We start from the raw sequence: 16,835 nt of genomic DNA, 5'->3' as shown, positions 1-16,835 counted from the left end.
ATTTTAAATAAATTATAACTATTTATATTAAATTATTTTAAGTTATAATGAATCTCATTATTTCCAGAATTCCCACCATTTTTTTTCTTCTTTATTTTGTGATGCTGCAATAAGCCTTTTTGTTTCTTGAATTTCTCTAACATGCGTTAATAGTAACGAATCACGTTCATCATATCTGTTCTCCATGCGTTCTAAGCGTTCGGCATTCATTATTTCTATACGTTCGAGTTGTTGGATTTTTTCTTTCAGTAATATTTGCTCTTGTAGTAATTTTTCTATAAACTCTTGATTAATAATTATTGTGTTCTCAGGAAGAACGCTAGGCGTTCTACTATTTTTTTCAGAAATTTTGTCTTCTTCATTCTCAACAAATGGAACAGATAAAACAACCTTCACAGCACTTTCAATGCTCATTCCAGCTTCTTGGATCAGCTTTTTCATCTGTTCTAGTACTTGAATATCCTTTTGAACAAAAGCACGACTATTTTTTGCACCTTTAACAAAAGAGTAGTTTTCTTGCTCCAAGGCAATACACCACTTTCTAAGTGTGCTGGTTCCTATTTCTAAGCGTTCGGCAACTTCCTTCGTCCAAAACGAGCGTTCTTGCAACTGTTCTACCTCCTTAGTTTTTATATGGAACGCTTCCACATTATTTGTTAAAACTCCTACATTTTATCTTTATTTTTTAATGAAAAGATTCCCTATGCCTCGTTATATATTTCCATATAAAATATCAAACTACTTAACTTCTACAAATATTGATAAGGATAAAACATTCAATTTACAATATAGCCATTAATAGTGTAGTTGTTTAGGGAATCCTTGTTCCTATTTCAAGTACTTATATAAGCATTAGACAAGGTATGTAGATTCTCCCTAAAAAGAGACAGAATGCCTTTTTAAAATTAAATCCTGATTTAAGATCATCTTATTTATTAATTCTTGTTTTTTAAAATTAAAATCAATAAAAACATTAGGATTCATTTTTGAACTGTGAGTCTTACTCTAACAAGCTTTCTAAGATTTTATCTTAGTAAATTTCAAAGTTAATTTATCAGTAAATGGTAGAATTTTCAGAGTTATAAAGTTGGAAGTTTCATAGATTAAATGTCTGGAAAGTGGATGAAAATAATAGAAGATGAAGTTTGTTTTTGAAGGTTCTCATATAAAAAAGGGATAAATTAATCGAGAATTATAGAAATACATGACAAATAGCCTTGCTGTATATAATTTTTTTGAGCAAGGCTGGAATATATATGTTTTTTATTTGAAAATTAGTGTTGATTTGTATTCAATTTTCGTAGTATAGGATCAAATTTTGGGTCATCAACCCAATTATGAAAAATAAGTTTACTTTCATATTTTTCTACATATTCAACGTTTGTGTTATGTTCGTTTCTTTGTTTAGTTTTTTCAGTATACATCTTCATAAAATGAGCAGGATTACTTATTTCAGCTTGATTATATTCAAACCATTCTACGCATTTTTCAAAATCCCATCGCTGATAGGTATTGATGTTTCTTGGCAATCTTAAAGCGATTGTATAAGCATCTTTTTCTGTTAAGTATGTGATAGGCTGACTCATAATATATTGATATGCTTTTTTCTGATCTTCACTTAAATACTCATCTAAATCGTGAAATCTGTCATTGGTATTTCGAGTAGGAGTAGCTGTGTTATTCGACTCCTCAAAACTAAAAATATTTACTCCATTAGGTGAAACAGTCTGTTTCTTATGATTAGATACAACAGCTTTCTTAAAGAATTTTTCCTTTAAAAATTTAGTGAAAGTAGAGCATACATCAATTACTACAGCCCATTTCATCTTGAAGTATTCAATAATTTTTAAGTAATTGTTGTGTAGAGTTAAAATGTAAATTGATGGGGCAATTTTACCATGTCTTCGTACTTTGATTTGTTGACACACTCCCAAGTCTTGTAACCAATTAAACACGTAGTTAATAATTGGTTTTGAAATACCTGTTTTTTTGCTGATATGATCTTGTTTTACTTGAGAGTATCCTTCTTGTACCAAGTATGATAAAACTATTTCTAAAGCTTCATATTTTCGTGGTGTAAGATAATCTTTTGTAGTCGCACCTTCACATTCTAGGACAATATTATCAATATAAGTAGTAACTTTCTTGATTGCTTGATTAATAGCCCCAGGTGTTTTGGATAAGTGTTTGATTCGGGGACTTAATTCGGCCTTTGCTCGACTGAGCAAAAAGTTTTGAAGTAACACAAAAAAAACCTCCTATTTTTCCCACCACAAATAAACAAGAAAACAGAGGTTTTATATTCACATAGTATGTACCTTATGATATAATTCTAATATCGAGCATGATACTAAAGAAAAACACATACATTTGTAGTGTGAATTAAAACCCTATCTTTTGGAGTTTTTAATTGGATCCGGTCGCCAAACTAGAAACCAATTAAAAACTGGACGGTGGGGTTTTTTATTTTGGTTTATAACACCTACGTACATAGATAAGTTATTTATATTCTACAATTCCGTTTGGAGAATATCAACACTTAAAGTTCATATTTAATGTTAAAGAGAAAAATATAGATGAAATTAGTATTCATCCGCCTTTAATATACTGAATATTCCGTTAATTAATGAGAAAATAGGGAGTTTTTTGTTATGGTATAATCGCCTTAAATATATGTTTCTGAATATTTTATAAACTCAACTGAATATTGCTGAGAAAGAGGTGAATATATATGAAGAATCTAGCAAAAGAAATTGATGATTACATATCATTTAAAAATATGACATACACAGACCTTGCAAAAGAGGTTGGTGTTGCTAAATCAACCATTTCAAATTACTTTAACAAGAATAATGCATTATCAGTATATACTTTTTCTAAAATTGTATATATTGTTTTTGAAAATGATAAAGATAAGCAAGAACAAATGATTATTAATTATTTAAGTACTTTAAAAGATAGAATGAATATAAATATAAAAGTCGCATTTGCAATTGCCCATTTAAACGATTACTTGAAATTAATGAAGTTTATTTCGCAACTATGCAAGAAAAGTGACGACATTGAAATGAGGCGATTGGAAAAAATTTTTAGTTTATATATTGCTCGTTTGGATGGAGAAAATGTCAAAGATATATATTTAGATATTGAAAAAGCGAGAACCATAACCAATAAAAAAAATTACGATATAGAAATCTATTGTGACATACTTAGTATGCTAATTTTATGTGATTTAGGTGATTTTGGATTGATGGAAGGATATAAGATTAGGATTGAAAATAATATGAAATTAGTGACTAATAGTTATTTAAAGAATTTATATTATTTTTGGGTAAAAGAACTATGGAGTTATTCGCTTTTAAGAAAAGATTTGTGTCAAGATTTTGAAGAAAATAATACATATTTAAGGACATATAGAGATCTGAAATTTTTCCCGGTCATGGAAGCATTTTTGAATATTAGGCGTGGAGAAAGTTACATGTTCTCTGATTACAATAAGTCTTTAAAATTCTTTTTGGAAGCTTTAAATATATTGAGTGGGGCGAAAGAGAGTTTAAAATTTATGATAGCGTTAAACGATATCAATTTTATAAGAATTGTCTGGTGGAAAGATATAGATAAAATAGAATTTAATAAACTTCATCCCGCTGAGTTTGCGCTTTTTTTAATTAAGGAAGGGGAAAAAAATGAAGCAATAAGTATATTAGAGAAAATTGAAATGCAGAAAGGGTACTTATCACCATTGCAGACATGCTATATGGGGATGGCTAAGGATGATTTAGCATTAATAAAGAAATCTATTAATATGTTTAAGTCAAATAATGATTTCTTGTACGGGAAATTTGCAGAAAGAGTATATGAAGAATATGTAGAAATTGTAATGTAAGTTTTACAGGAAGGAGAGAATAGAGTGAAAAAGTTATTTGAATCCATAGTAGTTACCTTACTTTTGATAACAATAGTAAATGGTTTATCAAATAAATTGGTATCGCATCAATGGCATTTTAAATTTAAACATGTTGATAATCAATTTGTTTCTTATATGAATGTAGATCCTGGTGGAGGCTCTCCGAGTTTATTCGAATCACATGAATCTAATTTGAAATATAAAGTTAATAAATCCATAATGACTAGAATGGTTGATCCCGGTGGTGGCGGCTGATTCTTAATCTTGTTTATTAAAAAAGACATCGTTTAAACGGTGTCTTTTGTGCTTTTATAAAATGTTTTATAAATTTCTAAATAAGGAATTGTGAAATTTATGTTTCTAAATTCACAATCTTAAAATGGAGGGGGATAGACATGAAATTAAGTATATATGAGCTTGCAGAGATTATAAAAGAGATGGATTTACAAACATTTGGTGAAATTATTGAATTATGTTCAGAATATAGCTGCAAAGAAGAATAAGAGAGTCTCAATCGTAGGGACCCTCTATTCTTCTTTATCAATTTGCATCTTTAATTTGTTTGCATATTTGAGTAATTCTTCTTCAATTCTAGGTTTATGTTTATCTGGAACGCTCATGTACTTTTCATAAAGCAGTCGGGCTAGACGTTCAACAGGATCCTCTCCCTTTATAGTATTCAATAATTCTTTATCAGGGATTTCACTCTTTAATAAAGAAGCTGTATTAACGTCAAAATAATTTGCGATTTCTTCTAATTTGTTTAGGCGAGGTTTTTTTTCTCCTGTTTCCCAACTAGAAACAGTCCTATACGTAGTTTTAAGATCTTCTGCCATTTCTTTGCGATTTACTCCTTTTAAAGCCCTTAACTTTTTTATGTTTTTTCCTAGTACGTTTTCTTCAATCTTCATATAAGTTATCACTCCAATTTTAAACAAGTAGGTTTTAAGAAGAGCCCCCATATTTTTACACTTATAGTGTTAAAAATATGAACTTTAAGTGTTGACTTTAGGCTTAAAGACGAATAAACTGTAAATAAGGGGGTGAGATATTTGACAGTTCTAAGAGAAATTCGTGAATCAAAGGGCTATACAATTAATGAGGTTTCAAATGGTTCCAAACTTCCAGTTAGTACTTTGTATGATGTAGAATCAGGAAGGAAAGGTCTGATTTCTAGTCGGGCAAAAAGTATATCGGATTTTTTGGGAGTACCTATCGAGAGCCTCTTTTTCGCAACGTATTATCGAGCAAGGTTGGAATGAAACATTCTTAGTAATATACAATTATACATTTATATTGTAAATCAGTAATGAAGAAAAGGTACAATTTTATTTTTATTTTTTAAGTTTTTAGTTCTGAAAATTCTGATTTTCGTTCTTTGAAAACTGCATAATATGAGGGAGCTGTTAGTCATGTTGAAACGATCGTATCAAACGTTACTCATTGCTATGAGTATGCTTCTAGTTGTTCTGAATTTTGTATTTCCACTGACGAAAGCGAGTGCTGAAGTCATTAAACGTGAGAGATATGAAATGAAATGGAGTTATAGCCCCATGTACGGGAAAGAACTACGGACAGAATTACTGAAGAATACAAATGGTCAAATTGCGTACTGCCTAACGTATGGAAAACTCAGTCCCAATGGAAACGACCTTCCAGAGATGGGGCGCACAGATAATATTGTGTACCGAGTACTTCTAAATGGATACCCACAAAAGAGTCCAGAAGAACTGGGTGTTTCAAATTGGCAAGAGGCGCATTATGCAACGCAGATTTCTGTTTGGTCGGCACTAGGGCAAATTGACATTAATGAAGTTCAGCATAAAAATGCGAATGTTGCCAAAGCCGTAAAAGCAATTATTGCTGAGGCAGATGCGAGTCAGGAAACACAAGAACTGTACATGAATGTAACACCAACAGACAATCAAGAAGCGAAATTAAACAATGAGTACTTTGAGACGACATTGTATCAAGTAGAAAGTAATGCAAAGAACGGTGTATTTACGGTACAACTATCTAATGCACCAACTGGAACAAAAGTTGTTTCAACAAACGGAGAAGAGAAACAACAGTTCAACCTAGGAGAACAATTCCGTATCCTTGTACCGAAATCCTCTCAGAGTGGTACTTTTTCCTTGAAAGTATCTTCTAACCTTTCTAAGTTACATGCAGTAGCTTATAAGGGAAATGACAAAATACAGGATGCAACGGTTTTATTAGAAAGAAATGAAGAAAAAGTAAGCACAGATCTACGTGTACACTGGAAGTCACTTGGCGGATTGAAAGTGGTAAAGGTGGGAGAACAGTAGGAAGTTTTAGCTGGTGCTGTATTTGAAGTATTCAATAGTACCAATCAAAAAGTAGGTACCATCACGACAAATGAGCAAGGAACAGCAAGCCTTTATGGTCTAGAGATTGGTACATATACTTTGAAAGAAGTAAAAGCTCCTACTGGATATGTAAGAAACGATAACCCGCAAACGCTGGAAGTCAAAACAGGTGAGATTGCAACAATCACAGTGGAAAATGCCAGAATCAAGGGGAATATCGAAATTAAGAAATTGAGTGATAGCGGAAAAGTTCTTCCGGGCGTAGAGTTCACTGTATATCAAGGGGGAAAAGAAATCACCAAGGTGGTTACCAATGAGAAAGGAATTGCTCAGGTAAAGGATCTTTCCCATGGGGATTACTACTTTATGGAGACAAAAGGTGCAGAAGGACATCTTTTAAACAAAACAAAGTATCCATTCCAAATTAAAGAACAAGGAAAAACACTCACATTTATAGTGGAAAACAAAGAAGTAAAAGGAAATGTGCAACTTCTTAAAGTCGATGCAGAAAATCCTGAGAAGAAATTAGAAGGGGCAACATTCATCCTTCAGGATAGTAAAGGAAAGAAAATCAGCGAACATAAAACAGATAAAAGTGGAAAGATTCAAATCAAGGATTTACCGTTCGGTTCGTATCAGTTTGTAGAAAAGCAAGCTCCAGGGGGCTATGTTCTTTCAAAAGACCCAATTCCTTTTAACATTTCCGAGAATGGAAAAACAATTGAATTAACAGTTAAAAATAAGCAAATTACAGGTTCTCTTGTTATTACGAAGGTGGATCTAGCGGATGGGAATAATAAACTCCCAGGAGCAGAGTTCACAATCTATGATGAGCAAGGAAAGGAAGTTGTGAAAGGTAAGACAAACGAAGAGGGAATTGCAACATTTGAAAAACTTTCGGCTGGGAAGTACACATACAAAGAGACGATTGCACCTGACGGCTATTTAATTAACGAAGAGACCTTCTTTTTTGAGATAAAAAAGGATGGCCAGATTATCAAGCATACGGTGAAAGATGAGAAGAAACCAACACCAGAGACACCACATCAACCAGAACAACCACAAAAACCGGAGAAACCTGAAATACCACAACCAGAGCAGCCGGAACAACCAAAAGTAACAGAAAAACCAGTTACACCACAACCAGAGAAACCACAACAGATTGTTACAAAACCTCAACTAGAACAAACACAAAAGAAAGTAGAAAACAATCTTCCTACAACAGGCGGTGAAGCTGAAAATCCATACATAAAATGGATTGGGATTGTATGTATCGCACTTGGTTTTACAGGAGCGGTATTTGCACTAAGAAATCGTAAAAAAGCAGAATGACAAATCAAAGAGGAGATGAATTGAAATGTCAGGAGTCTACATCGGTACAGTAAGGCAATCACCTGTTGTTACCCCTTCACATATAACGAAGAAAAATGCCTGGATGGTAGGGGAAATGGGAAAAGGAACGAAGTATCCCAAACGGGATTGGCTGTCTGAAGAGTTACTCCAAGCCATATCTATTGCACAAACAGTAGTGAAGCCAAAAGAACGATATGACTTTTGGATTGAGTCCGCAACTAAATTATTGGCTGGCAGTATCTTATATTTGAGTCAACGACATGGTGACTTGTATTACTTAGATTGGGAATTAGTTAGAGCATTCATAGAAAAGTTGAATGACCAAGAGACATACTTGTCAGAAGTTACGAATTCACTAGATAACAGCCATCCAGCCTATCAAATTTTCAAGGTGCTTGTGTTATCCGCAAAACAGACGAGAGAAGGTACCATTCAGAAGCTTTTAGAGATACTGAACCAACATGAGAATCAGTCCGAGAAGAGAGAATACTTTGGTTTTCAATACTGAATCACAATTTGAAGGAATGAAGTGAGAAAGGAGAGACAAATATGCTAGGAGTCATTCAAAGGTGCTCAGGGCTTCTACAGACGGTGAAAGATTGGAATCGAGGGGAAAAGGGTGTAGATGTAACGAAAACACCTCAAGAAGCGTATCGGACAGTGATTGAGAGTGTAAGAAAAGCAAAACAAAAGTATATTTTTATCTTCGACCCGACGGGTCAGTTTTTTGAAGATACACATCAGGAAAAGCGAAAACAAGGTTATCAAGTCGTGCGACATGATTTGTTACGTGGTACGAGGTCGTTACAATTGGAACACCATCAAAAAGTTGTGATGTATATCCATGTGAATACCATGGCTAGTACGTATGAAGATAGAGGAGAAGCACTTTCACATTTCCTTCACTTCTTAACAGAAAAGAAAAAGATTCGACCGATTCATCTTGTGTTTTATCAATTTGATCTTTATCCAATCCCTCATATGGAGCAGTTTTTAGAGAAAAGTTCCATCCATCATATTCAGACTTCCATCGTAGTAGAGTCTCATTCTGTTTTGCAATATATATACGGAAAACAAGGAGCACAACGAATTACCACCTCATGTGATACAACGGCTCTAGCATAGTCTTACCTTTCAAAAAGGAATACTTTTATCAGGATTTTAGGGATTTCACAGCCATTCACGATATATAGATGGCTAGAAAACTATACAAAGTGAAAGGGGGGATTTTAAGTCCTTCCCCTTTTCGAAGGAGACGATACACATGGGAAAAGAGCAGAGACTTGCATTCTATGATATATCGTCGTCACGTGCACAAAGTGTCAAAACATTCGATGGCAAAGTGTATCAGTTAAAAGGAGCGGTAGCGGTAGAAAATACAACAGGAAATATTGAAAGGGTTGCAGAGATCTATTATCGTGTCCGTTCAGTCATGGATGAAAAACAAAAAGTAATTGCCAAGAGAAGAAACCAGGATGATGAATTGACGACTGTGTGCCAACGACGGAAATAAGACGATTTTCGAGAACAAACAAGCGGTTTTGGAGTGTGCTGAGATAAATAGATTTATCCGACGATAATGGAAAAACCAACAATTTCGTAACTATTTTTATAGTCGCTCAAAACGAAAGTTTTTCCTTATCGATGCACAACTGTCCTTTGAAAATTCCACATGCGTGCCCTCTTTCGAAACGGTCACTAGAAGGGTTGGGTATACGATTTCTAAGTTCGGTGTGTGGATACTTAAAACACACCTGTGACCACGGGAAAAATACGGTGTATCCATCATCTGTAAGAGTTAGTAATCGTGAGGAATATCCCAGTGTGACATTCTGAAGAAGCGATGAACACAAAAACAGTAGATACACAAGGTTCTACGTACATGCCAAAATGTTGTGCAGTATTGGGCTTATGAAGTTCGGTCGGGATGAATGTTCATATGCATGCCAATATAGGGTTTACCATATCAGCCATAAATGGTAATTAATCATTATTTTCCCAATATTCTTGCTATAATAATAACCAGATGTGGAGAAATGATCTGAACTCTCAGTAGACTCCAAAATCGCTTGTTTAATAATAATAGGGAGGTTAAAGTATGACTCGAAAATCAAAACTCATCGCCGTTATTGTTGCATTGGTTGCAATCCTAGGGATTGGTTCCACACTGGTATTTTCTAATAGCAAGAAAGGAGAACTTGAAGAATTAAGCCCTCAAGAAATGAAAAAATTCATGTCACAGGATGGAACGGGATTTGTAATGTATTCTTTCCGTAAAGAGGATCGAGCGGGCTATATGAATCAAGTTCAAAGAACATTAAAGAATAATGATGTAAATGGTAAGGAATTAGATAGTAATCACCCTAATTATGATGGTAAGAAAAGCCAATCAGATTATGGTTTAAAACAAAATGGAGAAACATTAGCTTATTATGAAAAAGGGAAGCTAAAAAAACAAATTGCATTAGATAAATACAAACCATCTGAGTTAGAAAAAGAATTAGACGTGTTTGTACGTAATATGAAGGAAATGTATATCGATAAATAAGTGGATAGAGAGGCGGTGTAATAAATTGTCTAATCCAACTGTTACACAACGTGATTTAAAGAAGTCACGGGACTTGGTCGAAAAGTTGTTGAAAGTCAAAGGAGAAAGTTATCAGAATTGGCTCCATGCACAGCATCAACAGTTCATTGAAGGAAATCAAGAATTAATATTAGAAGCACTCACTCTATTTGTAGAAGAAGAAAAAGGTTCTGGTAGAGCACCCGAACGTCCAGCGGATCTTTCGCAGTCAAGTGAAGTTGTATAACACAAATATAAGGAGAGTGTAGGATATGTTTAAATTAAACCAATTAATTCTAGGTGCCGGAGATGGTATGACTAGTTTAGTTAAAACAGGTGAATCAGTATTAACCTGGGCCCAACGTCTGGGACTCGTTAGTGTGGCAATCGCATTTTGTATCGGTGGTTACTATCTGATTTGGGGTGGAGAACGAGGAAGACACCAGAGTAAAGGGTGGTTTATTGGAGCGGCTGTAGGGTTAGTCATTGTAATGGGTGCAAAGGGATTGGCAGAAGGTATTAATAGTAATATCAAATTTGGATCGATTTTGTTCTTTTGGATGTGAGGATACAACAAAATACGTTTTGGTAAAGAAGCTATGCAATTGTATAGCTTCTTTTTATATGCCAATGTAGAGCGTTACAAAGGGGAGGAGGACACAATTTATGTTAGAAGTCATGTTTACCAAAAGCACAATACCAGAGATTAAAAGTTTTCAGAAGATGTCGTTACAGGATGCTTGTAAGATTTCGTACCAACTCGAACAAACGTTACAGGAGCAAGAAAGTATTGTCCATGTAGATTTTCATATTTTAGATCAAGACAATGAATTGTATGCAGGGACGTTGTCTCTAGGGGCTGGTTATGCTTCACATTTGTATGAACATGTAGAAAACAAACTGTCTGCCATGGAAATGGATGAGGAACAAGAGGAACAAAAAGAAGAACTGTTAGAACTGATGCGACAAGATATTGAAGAGTTTTTAAAGGAAATTGCTCCACCTGAAGAGGTAAAAGAACCAGAAGAAAACAACGGAACTAGAGGGAAACAACATGCTAATGAAGAGCTTCCCTTAGAAAAAGGAAACAGGAACAAAAAACATCTGTTTCAAATTATCGGGGGAGCGGTTGGCGGGATTGTAGTAGGAGCAGTAAGTGTTTTTTCCTTGTATACTGTCCCAACAAATTCAGTTGAAGCAAGAACGAATCAGCCGGATACGCATTTAGTGAAAGGACTTCAACAAGCTTCTATTCAGCAATATCCAAAGGCAATTCAAGAGTTTGAGAAATTGGATTATAAAGAGCTAGATAAAGAGAGTCAAAAAGCAGTCTTATTCTCTTACTTATTAAGTGGAAAGGCAAGTAAGGCCATACAGTATGAAGCGAAATTTGCGGAGAGTGTTGTAGCTTACTATATCGGTATCGACAATATGAAAAAAATAAATGAAATAAATATTAAAAATGATGTGATTGATTTTGAAAAGGCGGCACTCAATAAGAAATATGAGGATGTAATTCGATTAAAAGCCAAAGTCAATATGGATGGTAGACGTGAAAAACTTGTAGCTGAAGCTTATGTGAATCAGAAGAAATTTGATGATTGCTTTACTTTTGCCAAAACACAAGGAAATAAAACGCTAATGAAAGAGGTAAAAGAGCTACAAAAAAAGGATGTGGGGCAATCCACTCTTAGTGAAGAAGAAAAGAAAGCGAAAATCGAAAAAATTGATAAGGAATTAAGCGAAATCTAAGGGGGAAAGAAACGCTATGCCATTAAACTATCAAAATTTCTTTAGACAGATGGGAATTGTAGCTGTAGGTGGTTCGTTGTTATTAGGTGGTGCTGGTTGTAGTTGGTTTGGAAGTAAGGAAACAGCAAAAAGTAAGCCAGCTATAACCAAAAAAGTTGATAAAAATAAACCAGAAGAAAAGAAAGAAGATATAAATAAAAAAGACTTTGAAACAATGACAGAAAATGCGATAAAAAGTCAGGATAAGGAGGTTGCATACGTTTTAGACATTGATAAAAACAAAGTGAATTATAAGGATAAGACAATTGCAAGTACTCTTCAAAATGGAGATGAAACAGCTTCTCGTGTTTTAGCTCTTTATGACAAAGAAACTTCTGACAAAACGATTCATGATACAGCGAAGGATAATATGGTTGCAGTTATTACAGATGGAAATCCACAAGTAACAGTTAAAGGTGACCAATTTGCATTTGGTGATCAAAATAAAGACTTATCATTAGCAAGCATTGTAGATGTGGCTTCAACGGAGAAACAACCAGATGCGATTGTAGAACCACCAACAGAGCCAGAGAAACCAAAACCACCAGTAGAACCACCGACAGAGCCGGAGAAACCAAAACCACCAGTAGAACCACCGACGGATCCGGGAGATACAAAACCACCAGTGGAACCACCAACGGATCCGGGAGATACAAAACCACCAGTGGAACCGCCAACGGATCCGGGAGATACAAAACCACCAGTGGAACCGCCAACGGATCTGGGAGATACGAAACCGCCAGTGGAACCACCAACGGATCCAGGAGATACGAAACCGCCAGTGGAACCACCAACGGATCCAGGAGATACGAAACCACCAGTGGAACCGCCAACGGATCTAGGGGATACAAAGCCGCCAGTGGAACCACCAACGGATCCAGGAGATACGAAACCACCAGTGGAACCGCCAACGGATCCAGGGGATACGAAACCGCCAGTGGAACCACCAACGGATGGAGGAGATAAACCAAAACCGCCAGTGGATCCACCAAAGGACGGAGGAGATAAGCCAAAACCGCCAGTGGATCCACCAAAGGACGGAGGAGATAAGCCAAAACCGCCAGTGGAACCACCAACGGATGGAGGAGATAAGCCAAAGCCACCGGTAGAACCACCAACGGATGGAGGAGATAAACCAAAACCGCCAGTGGATCCACCAAAGGACGGAGGAGATAAGCCAAAACCGCCAGTGGATCCACCAAAGGACGGAGGAGATAAGCCAAAACCGCCAGTGGAACCACCAAAGGACGGAGGAGATAAGCCAAAACCGCCAGCGGAACCACCAACGGATGGAGGAGATAAGCCGAAACCACCGATAGAACCATCAACGGATTCTGAGAAATCAAAGCCACCAGTTGATCCGTCAACGGATCCGAAGAAGCAAAACACAGTTGCATGAGTTAAGGAATGATATAAAAGGGGGATATAACATGTTCCAAACAAATGAGATATTGAACATAAATGAAAATTTAAAGATTGTTGGTCGCATTGGTACAGGTAAAACAAAAATTTTAAAAGAACTTGCTACCAAGTTGGATAACGTAGTGGTTTTAGACTTTATTGGTGAGTATGAAGATCTTAAAGAATCGTTTGAAGGAGATAAGTTAGATGTAATAAACCTATGCAATCCGGACTGTCCGAAAGTGAAATTGAGCAAAAAAATCATCGATTTAGTTAAACAATATGACTTTGTAATAATTGATGAAACATCTTATTTATTTGCTGAAGAAGTAAATGGATTTGTATCATTTTTACAACAAATGAAAGAAGCGAACACAAAAATCATAGCAAGTTTTCAAACATTACCACCAATAGAAATTGATATTGAATTTCCTCAATTCATCATGCTTAATCGATGAATACTTTTTAAGTACAAATTAGGATTTTGTTTAGAAAAGATAGTAAGCTGGTTGAACCTTCAACCAGCTCTTTTATTTTCTAAAAAGGAGGGGACAATGTGCATCAAAAAGCACCATTGAAATACAAATTAGCTGAATGGAAGGTACTCATCCCAATGAGTGCTTTTTTGTTTAGTGGAATTTTTTTGATTGTAAATTTTCTGGGGAACGTCATCGTAGAACTGGTGAAGACAACATTTTCAGACTTAGTACATCCAAAGCCTTTTCATATCGGGATAGAGGATCTATATACCTTTCAACATCCGTTGTTACTTTATTTGGCATTATTCCTGATTGCGAGTGTATGTACCATGCAATTTACCTACAAGATTCGCTCGAGTTTTAAAGATTTAAATCAGAATCAAAAAGATTCTTCTCGTTTTGCAACACTTGATGAGGTGAAAAGGCAATATCGCTCAATTCCAGAGAAAACAGAACGATATGAAGGAAAAGGTGGTGTGGTCATCTCTAGGTATGATGAGATTTCATGGAAATCCATTTTACAGCAAGCGAAAAAAGTGATGGAAGCAAAAGGGATGGAAAAATGGCAAGAAATGAAAAAGTTAAAAGATAGCGCAAAGGCCGGTCGTTTATTAATTGATGATGGAGCTGTTAGTAATTTAATCATCGGAACAACGAGGTCTGGTAAAGGGGAAACCTATGTATTTCCAACAATTGATGCCTATTCTCGTGCTGAAATCCAGCCGTCTTTAATCGTGAATGATCCGAAGGGGGAATTGCTGGCGGCTTCAAAAAAAACGCTGGAAAAACGAGGCTTCCATATTGAAGTTTTAAATTTAATTAACCCGCTAGAGTCGATGAGCTACAATTTGCTTCAGCTTATCAAAGATGCCTATAAACAAGGTGATACAGCAACAGCTCAGACCCTTTGTAATACATTATCATTTTCACTTTACTACAATCCAAATGTGAAAGATCCATTTTGGAATGACAGTGCGATGAGTTTATGTAATGCATTAATCTTAGCGGTTATAGATAAATGTATCCAGGAAAAGACAGAGGATAAAATTTCGATGTATGCAGTCGCAAATATGTTATCGGAGCTTGGTTCCAAAGAAATTGTAATTGATGCAAAAGGAAATACACAAAATGCATTAGATATATATTTTGAAATGCTTCTCGCTGAGAGTGTTGCGAAGATGCAATATGCAACTTCTAGTTTCGCAAAAGGCGGGACAACACGAGGAAGTATCTTTAGTACCACAATGAGTAAATTGTCCATCTTTACTTTTGATGGCATAGCGAAAATGACATCCTGTAATAGTATTGACTTAAAACGAATAGGCTTTGGGAAAAGCTTGCAAGGAAAAGGAACACCAAGGGTACGTGTACAGATTATCTTCCCGGATGGTTCGAAAGAAAGTATCAAAACAGATACAGAAGGGCGTTTTGAACTGAATTTCCAACAAAACGTAAAAAAAGGTCAGCGCATCCATGTAATGGAGAGTAAAACGAAGAAGAAAATGATTGTAGAAATCCAAACAATCAACAAGGATACAGGAGAAACAACATTCAAGGTTGTCGAGAAACAAGATGGCTTACAAATTGATGAAATTGTTATTTTTGAAAAACCAATTGCGGTCTTTATGATTGTTCCAGACTATGATTCTAGTAATCATGTCATTGCCTCAATCTTTATTAGACAGCTATATTTTGTGCTCTCCAAGTATGCTGGTTTAGCTCGTGGTGGGAAGTGTCATAGAGAAGTTGTGTATTTATTGGATGAATTTGGAAATATGCCTGCAATTGATGATATGGGGAATATCGTTACAGTTTGTTTGGGGCGTAATATCCGTTTTAACCTAATCGTGCAAGCTCTTCCACAGTTAAAGATGAAATATGGAGACGCAAGTACCACCATTCAAGACAATTGCGGGAATCAAATTTATATTCAATCGGGTAATAAAGAAACCGCAAAAGAAATATCCGAAAAGTTAGGGAATCAAACAATCAATTCATTATCTCGAAGTGGAAAAGGATTATCAATTGATAAGAGTAAGACAGAAGGGATTGATACGAAACCATTATTAACGCCAACAGAGTTAATGAGGTTCCAAGAAGGAGAAAGTGCAGTGATACGCTTTATGAAGCGTCGGGATAATAAGTTTGAAAAGATAGAGCCGTTTCCCATCCTGAACCGAGGAAAAACGGTCATGAAATACCGTTGGGAGTACTTAGGGGATGACTTTGATACGGATCAATCCATTTTAGATATTGACATTCGTTCTTTACATGAATATGTGAATCCAAGGGATCTCATAATTGATTTCTTCCCAAAACAAGAAGAGGAGCCAACGGCGCAACCAGAAGAGCCAAAACAAATTGTACCAGGATCTGAACCAGAACCTGTGCCTACGCCTAGAGAAGAAGAGCCTAAGGAACCACAATTTGCGGATATTGATGAAGAGAGTGAAATTCCTGAAGAAGCATATTCATCAGAATCTGTCGTAGTAGCAGAATCAGCTCATGTATTTGAACCACTAACTTTAGAAAATTGGAAACAAAAAACAGCGGAAGAATTCTTCGAAACACATCGCTCCATTTGGAATGTGATTGAAAAAAAATGTATGAGGCAATGGAATAGACCATTAGCGGATATTCAAGCAAGTACAATGGAAAATTTTATTGAAGATCTAAAAATATTAGCAATGACAGAACAAATTGATAAGAATACGTATCGTTTGATTAATGGGAAATACCGCGAAGTTATGGATAGTTTATTAGAAAAAAAAGGTGTGAAGGAGGAAGTGTGATGGAGGTAACCAATTCCTTACAACAAATTTTACAAGTTTATGGGAATCAAGTAATAGCGGGGAGAGAAGTGATGATTGGACTTAGAAATGGCGTTGTAGTGTTACAACCGGGAGAAGCTGATGAAGCTCCCATTGTGATACGAGTAGACGAATTGGATGAATATCTTGATTTGACGATACAAGAAGTATTTGAAGCCTAAGAGAAAGCGGGTGAAA

The 16,835-nt window shown here is 35.6% G+C and carries 17 protein-coding genes and 1 pseudogene; 15 read left to right on the top strand and 3 right to left on the bottom strand.

What is annotated here, in order from left to right:
- Window positions 1-57 precede the first annotated feature (57 nt).
- Together LOK41_RS22535 and LOK41_RS22530 are read right to left on the bottom strand one after the other, a co-directional pair.
- The gene (locus LOK41_RS22535; protein ID WP_241818384.1) at window positions 58-609 is read right to left on the bottom strand and encodes a DUF3967 domain-containing protein; all 552 of its coding nucleotides are present in this window, start codon (window positions 607-609) and stop codon (window positions 58-60) included.
- A 665-nt stretch (window positions 610-1,274) separates the two neighbouring features.
- Window positions 1,275-2,246: a Replicase RepFR55 gene (locus tag LOK41_RS22530; protein ID WP_241818383.1), complete on the bottom strand. Its 972-nt coding sequence runs from the start codon at window positions 2,244-2,246 to the stop codon at window positions 1,275-1,277.
- A 485-nt stretch (window positions 2,247-2,731) separates the two neighbouring features.
- Here LOK41_RS22530 and LOK41_RS22525 point away from each other — a divergent pair, with 485 nt between their 5' ends.
- Both LOK41_RS22525 and LOK41_RS22520 read left to right on the top strand, forming a co-directional pair.
- Entirely contained in the window at window positions 2,732-3,886 is a 1,155-nt protein-coding gene (locus tag LOK41_RS22525; RefSeq protein WP_241818382.1) for an AimR family lysis-lysogeny pheromone receptor, read from the top strand.
- Window positions 3,887-3,910: 24 nt separating this feature from the next.
- Window positions 3,911-4,162 carry a hypothetical protein gene (locus LOK41_RS22520; protein ID WP_241818381.1) on the top strand — a complete coding sequence of 84 codons (252 nt, stop codon included), beginning with the start codon at window positions 3,911-3,913 and terminating at the stop codon, window positions 4,160-4,162.
- A 272-nt stretch (window positions 4,163-4,434) separates the two neighbouring features.
- Here LOK41_RS22520 and LOK41_RS22515 read toward each other — a convergent pair whose 3' ends face one another.
- Window positions 4,435-4,818, bottom strand: coding sequence for a helix-turn-helix domain-containing protein (locus LOK41_RS22515; protein WP_016133013.1), 384 nt, complete (start codon window positions 4,816-4,818; stop codon window positions 4,435-4,437).
- A 141-nt stretch (window positions 4,819-4,959) separates the two neighbouring features.
- Between LOK41_RS22515 and LOK41_RS22510 the strand changes: the two genes are divergently transcribed.
- From LOK41_RS22510 to LOK41_RS22450, 13 genes and pseudogenes are all read left to right on the top strand, one after another.
- Complete coding sequence (locus LOK41_RS22510) at window positions 4,960-5,169, top strand: helix-turn-helix domain-containing protein (RefSeq protein WP_241818380.1); 210 nt, start codon at window positions 4,960-4,962, stop codon at window positions 5,167-5,169.
- A 150-nt stretch (window positions 5,170-5,319) separates the two neighbouring features.
- Window positions 5,320-7,569: pseudogene (locus LOK41_RS22505) on the top strand (SpaA isopeptide-forming pilin-related protein).
- Window positions 7,570-7,672: 103 nt separating this feature from the next.
- Entirely contained in the window at window positions 7,673-8,098 is a 426-nt protein-coding gene (locus LOK41_RS22500) for a type IV secretory system conjugative DNA transfer family protein (RefSeq protein ID WP_241818397.1), read from the top strand.
- Between the two features lie 41 nt (window positions 8,099-8,139).
- Window positions 8,140-8,715 carry a hypothetical protein gene (locus LOK41_RS22495; RefSeq protein ID WP_241818379.1) on the top strand — a complete coding sequence of 192 codons (576 nt, stop codon included), beginning with the start codon at window positions 8,140-8,142 and terminating at the stop codon, window positions 8,713-8,715.
- Window positions 8,716-8,854: 139 nt separating this feature from the next.
- Window positions 8,855-9,103, top strand: a complete 249-nt coding sequence (locus tag LOK41_RS22490; protein WP_098337359.1) for a hypothetical protein — start codon at window positions 8,855-8,857, stop codon at window positions 9,101-9,103.
- Window positions 9,104-9,688: 585 nt separating this feature from the next.
- On the top strand, window positions 9,689-10,138 hold the full coding sequence (locus tag LOK41_RS22485) for a hypothetical protein (RefSeq protein ID WP_241818378.1): 450 nt from the start codon (window positions 9,689-9,691) through the stop codon (window positions 10,136-10,138).
- A gap of 25 nt (window positions 10,139-10,163) precedes the next feature.
- Complete coding sequence (locus LOK41_RS22480; protein WP_174103147.1) at window positions 10,164-10,403, top strand: hypothetical protein; 240 nt, start codon at window positions 10,164-10,166, stop codon at window positions 10,401-10,403.
- A 25-nt stretch (window positions 10,404-10,428) separates the two neighbouring features.
- Window positions 10,429-10,722, top strand: coding sequence for a hypothetical protein (locus tag LOK41_RS22475; RefSeq protein WP_241818377.1), 294 nt, complete (start codon window positions 10,429-10,431; stop codon window positions 10,720-10,722).
- Window positions 10,723-10,822: 100 nt separating this feature from the next.
- Complete coding sequence (locus LOK41_RS22470; RefSeq protein WP_241818376.1) at window positions 10,823-11,908, top strand: hypothetical protein; 1,086 nt, start codon at window positions 10,823-10,825, stop codon at window positions 11,906-11,908.
- A 16-nt stretch (window positions 11,909-11,924) separates the two neighbouring features.
- The gene (locus tag LOK41_RS22465) at window positions 11,925-13,346 is read left to right on the top strand and encodes a hypothetical protein (RefSeq protein WP_241818375.1); all 1,422 of its coding nucleotides are present in this window, start codon (window positions 11,925-11,927) and stop codon (window positions 13,344-13,346) included.
- Window positions 13,347-13,377: 31 nt separating this feature from the next.
- Window positions 13,378-13,806 (top strand): ATP-binding protein, encoded by a 429-nt coding sequence (locus LOK41_RS22460; RefSeq protein ID WP_241818374.1) that lies wholly within the window; start codon window positions 13,378-13,380, stop codon window positions 13,804-13,806.
- Window positions 13,807-13,904: 98 nt separating this feature from the next.
- Window positions 13,905-16,619 carry a VirD4-like conjugal transfer protein, CD1115 family gene (locus LOK41_RS22455; protein WP_241818373.1) on the top strand — a complete coding sequence of 905 codons (2,715 nt, stop codon included), beginning with the start codon at window positions 13,905-13,907 and terminating at the stop codon, window positions 16,617-16,619.
- The gene (locus LOK41_RS22450) at window positions 16,619-16,819 is read left to right on the top strand and encodes a hypothetical protein (RefSeq protein WP_241818372.1); all 201 of its coding nucleotides are present in this window, start codon (window positions 16,619-16,621) and stop codon (window positions 16,817-16,819) included. The genes LOK41_RS22455 and LOK41_RS22450 overlap by 1 nt, the downstream gene beginning before the upstream one ends.
- Window positions 16,820-16,835 lie beyond the last annotated feature (16 nt).

This window comes from Bacillus sp. TL12 (assembly GCF_022625245.1).
Taxonomy (GTDB): domain Bacteria; phylum Bacillota; class Bacilli; order Bacillales; family Bacillaceae_G; genus Bacillus_A.
The sequence above is the reverse complement of the archived record's forward strand: the minus strand, read 5'-3'. Positions and strand labels throughout refer to the sequence as shown.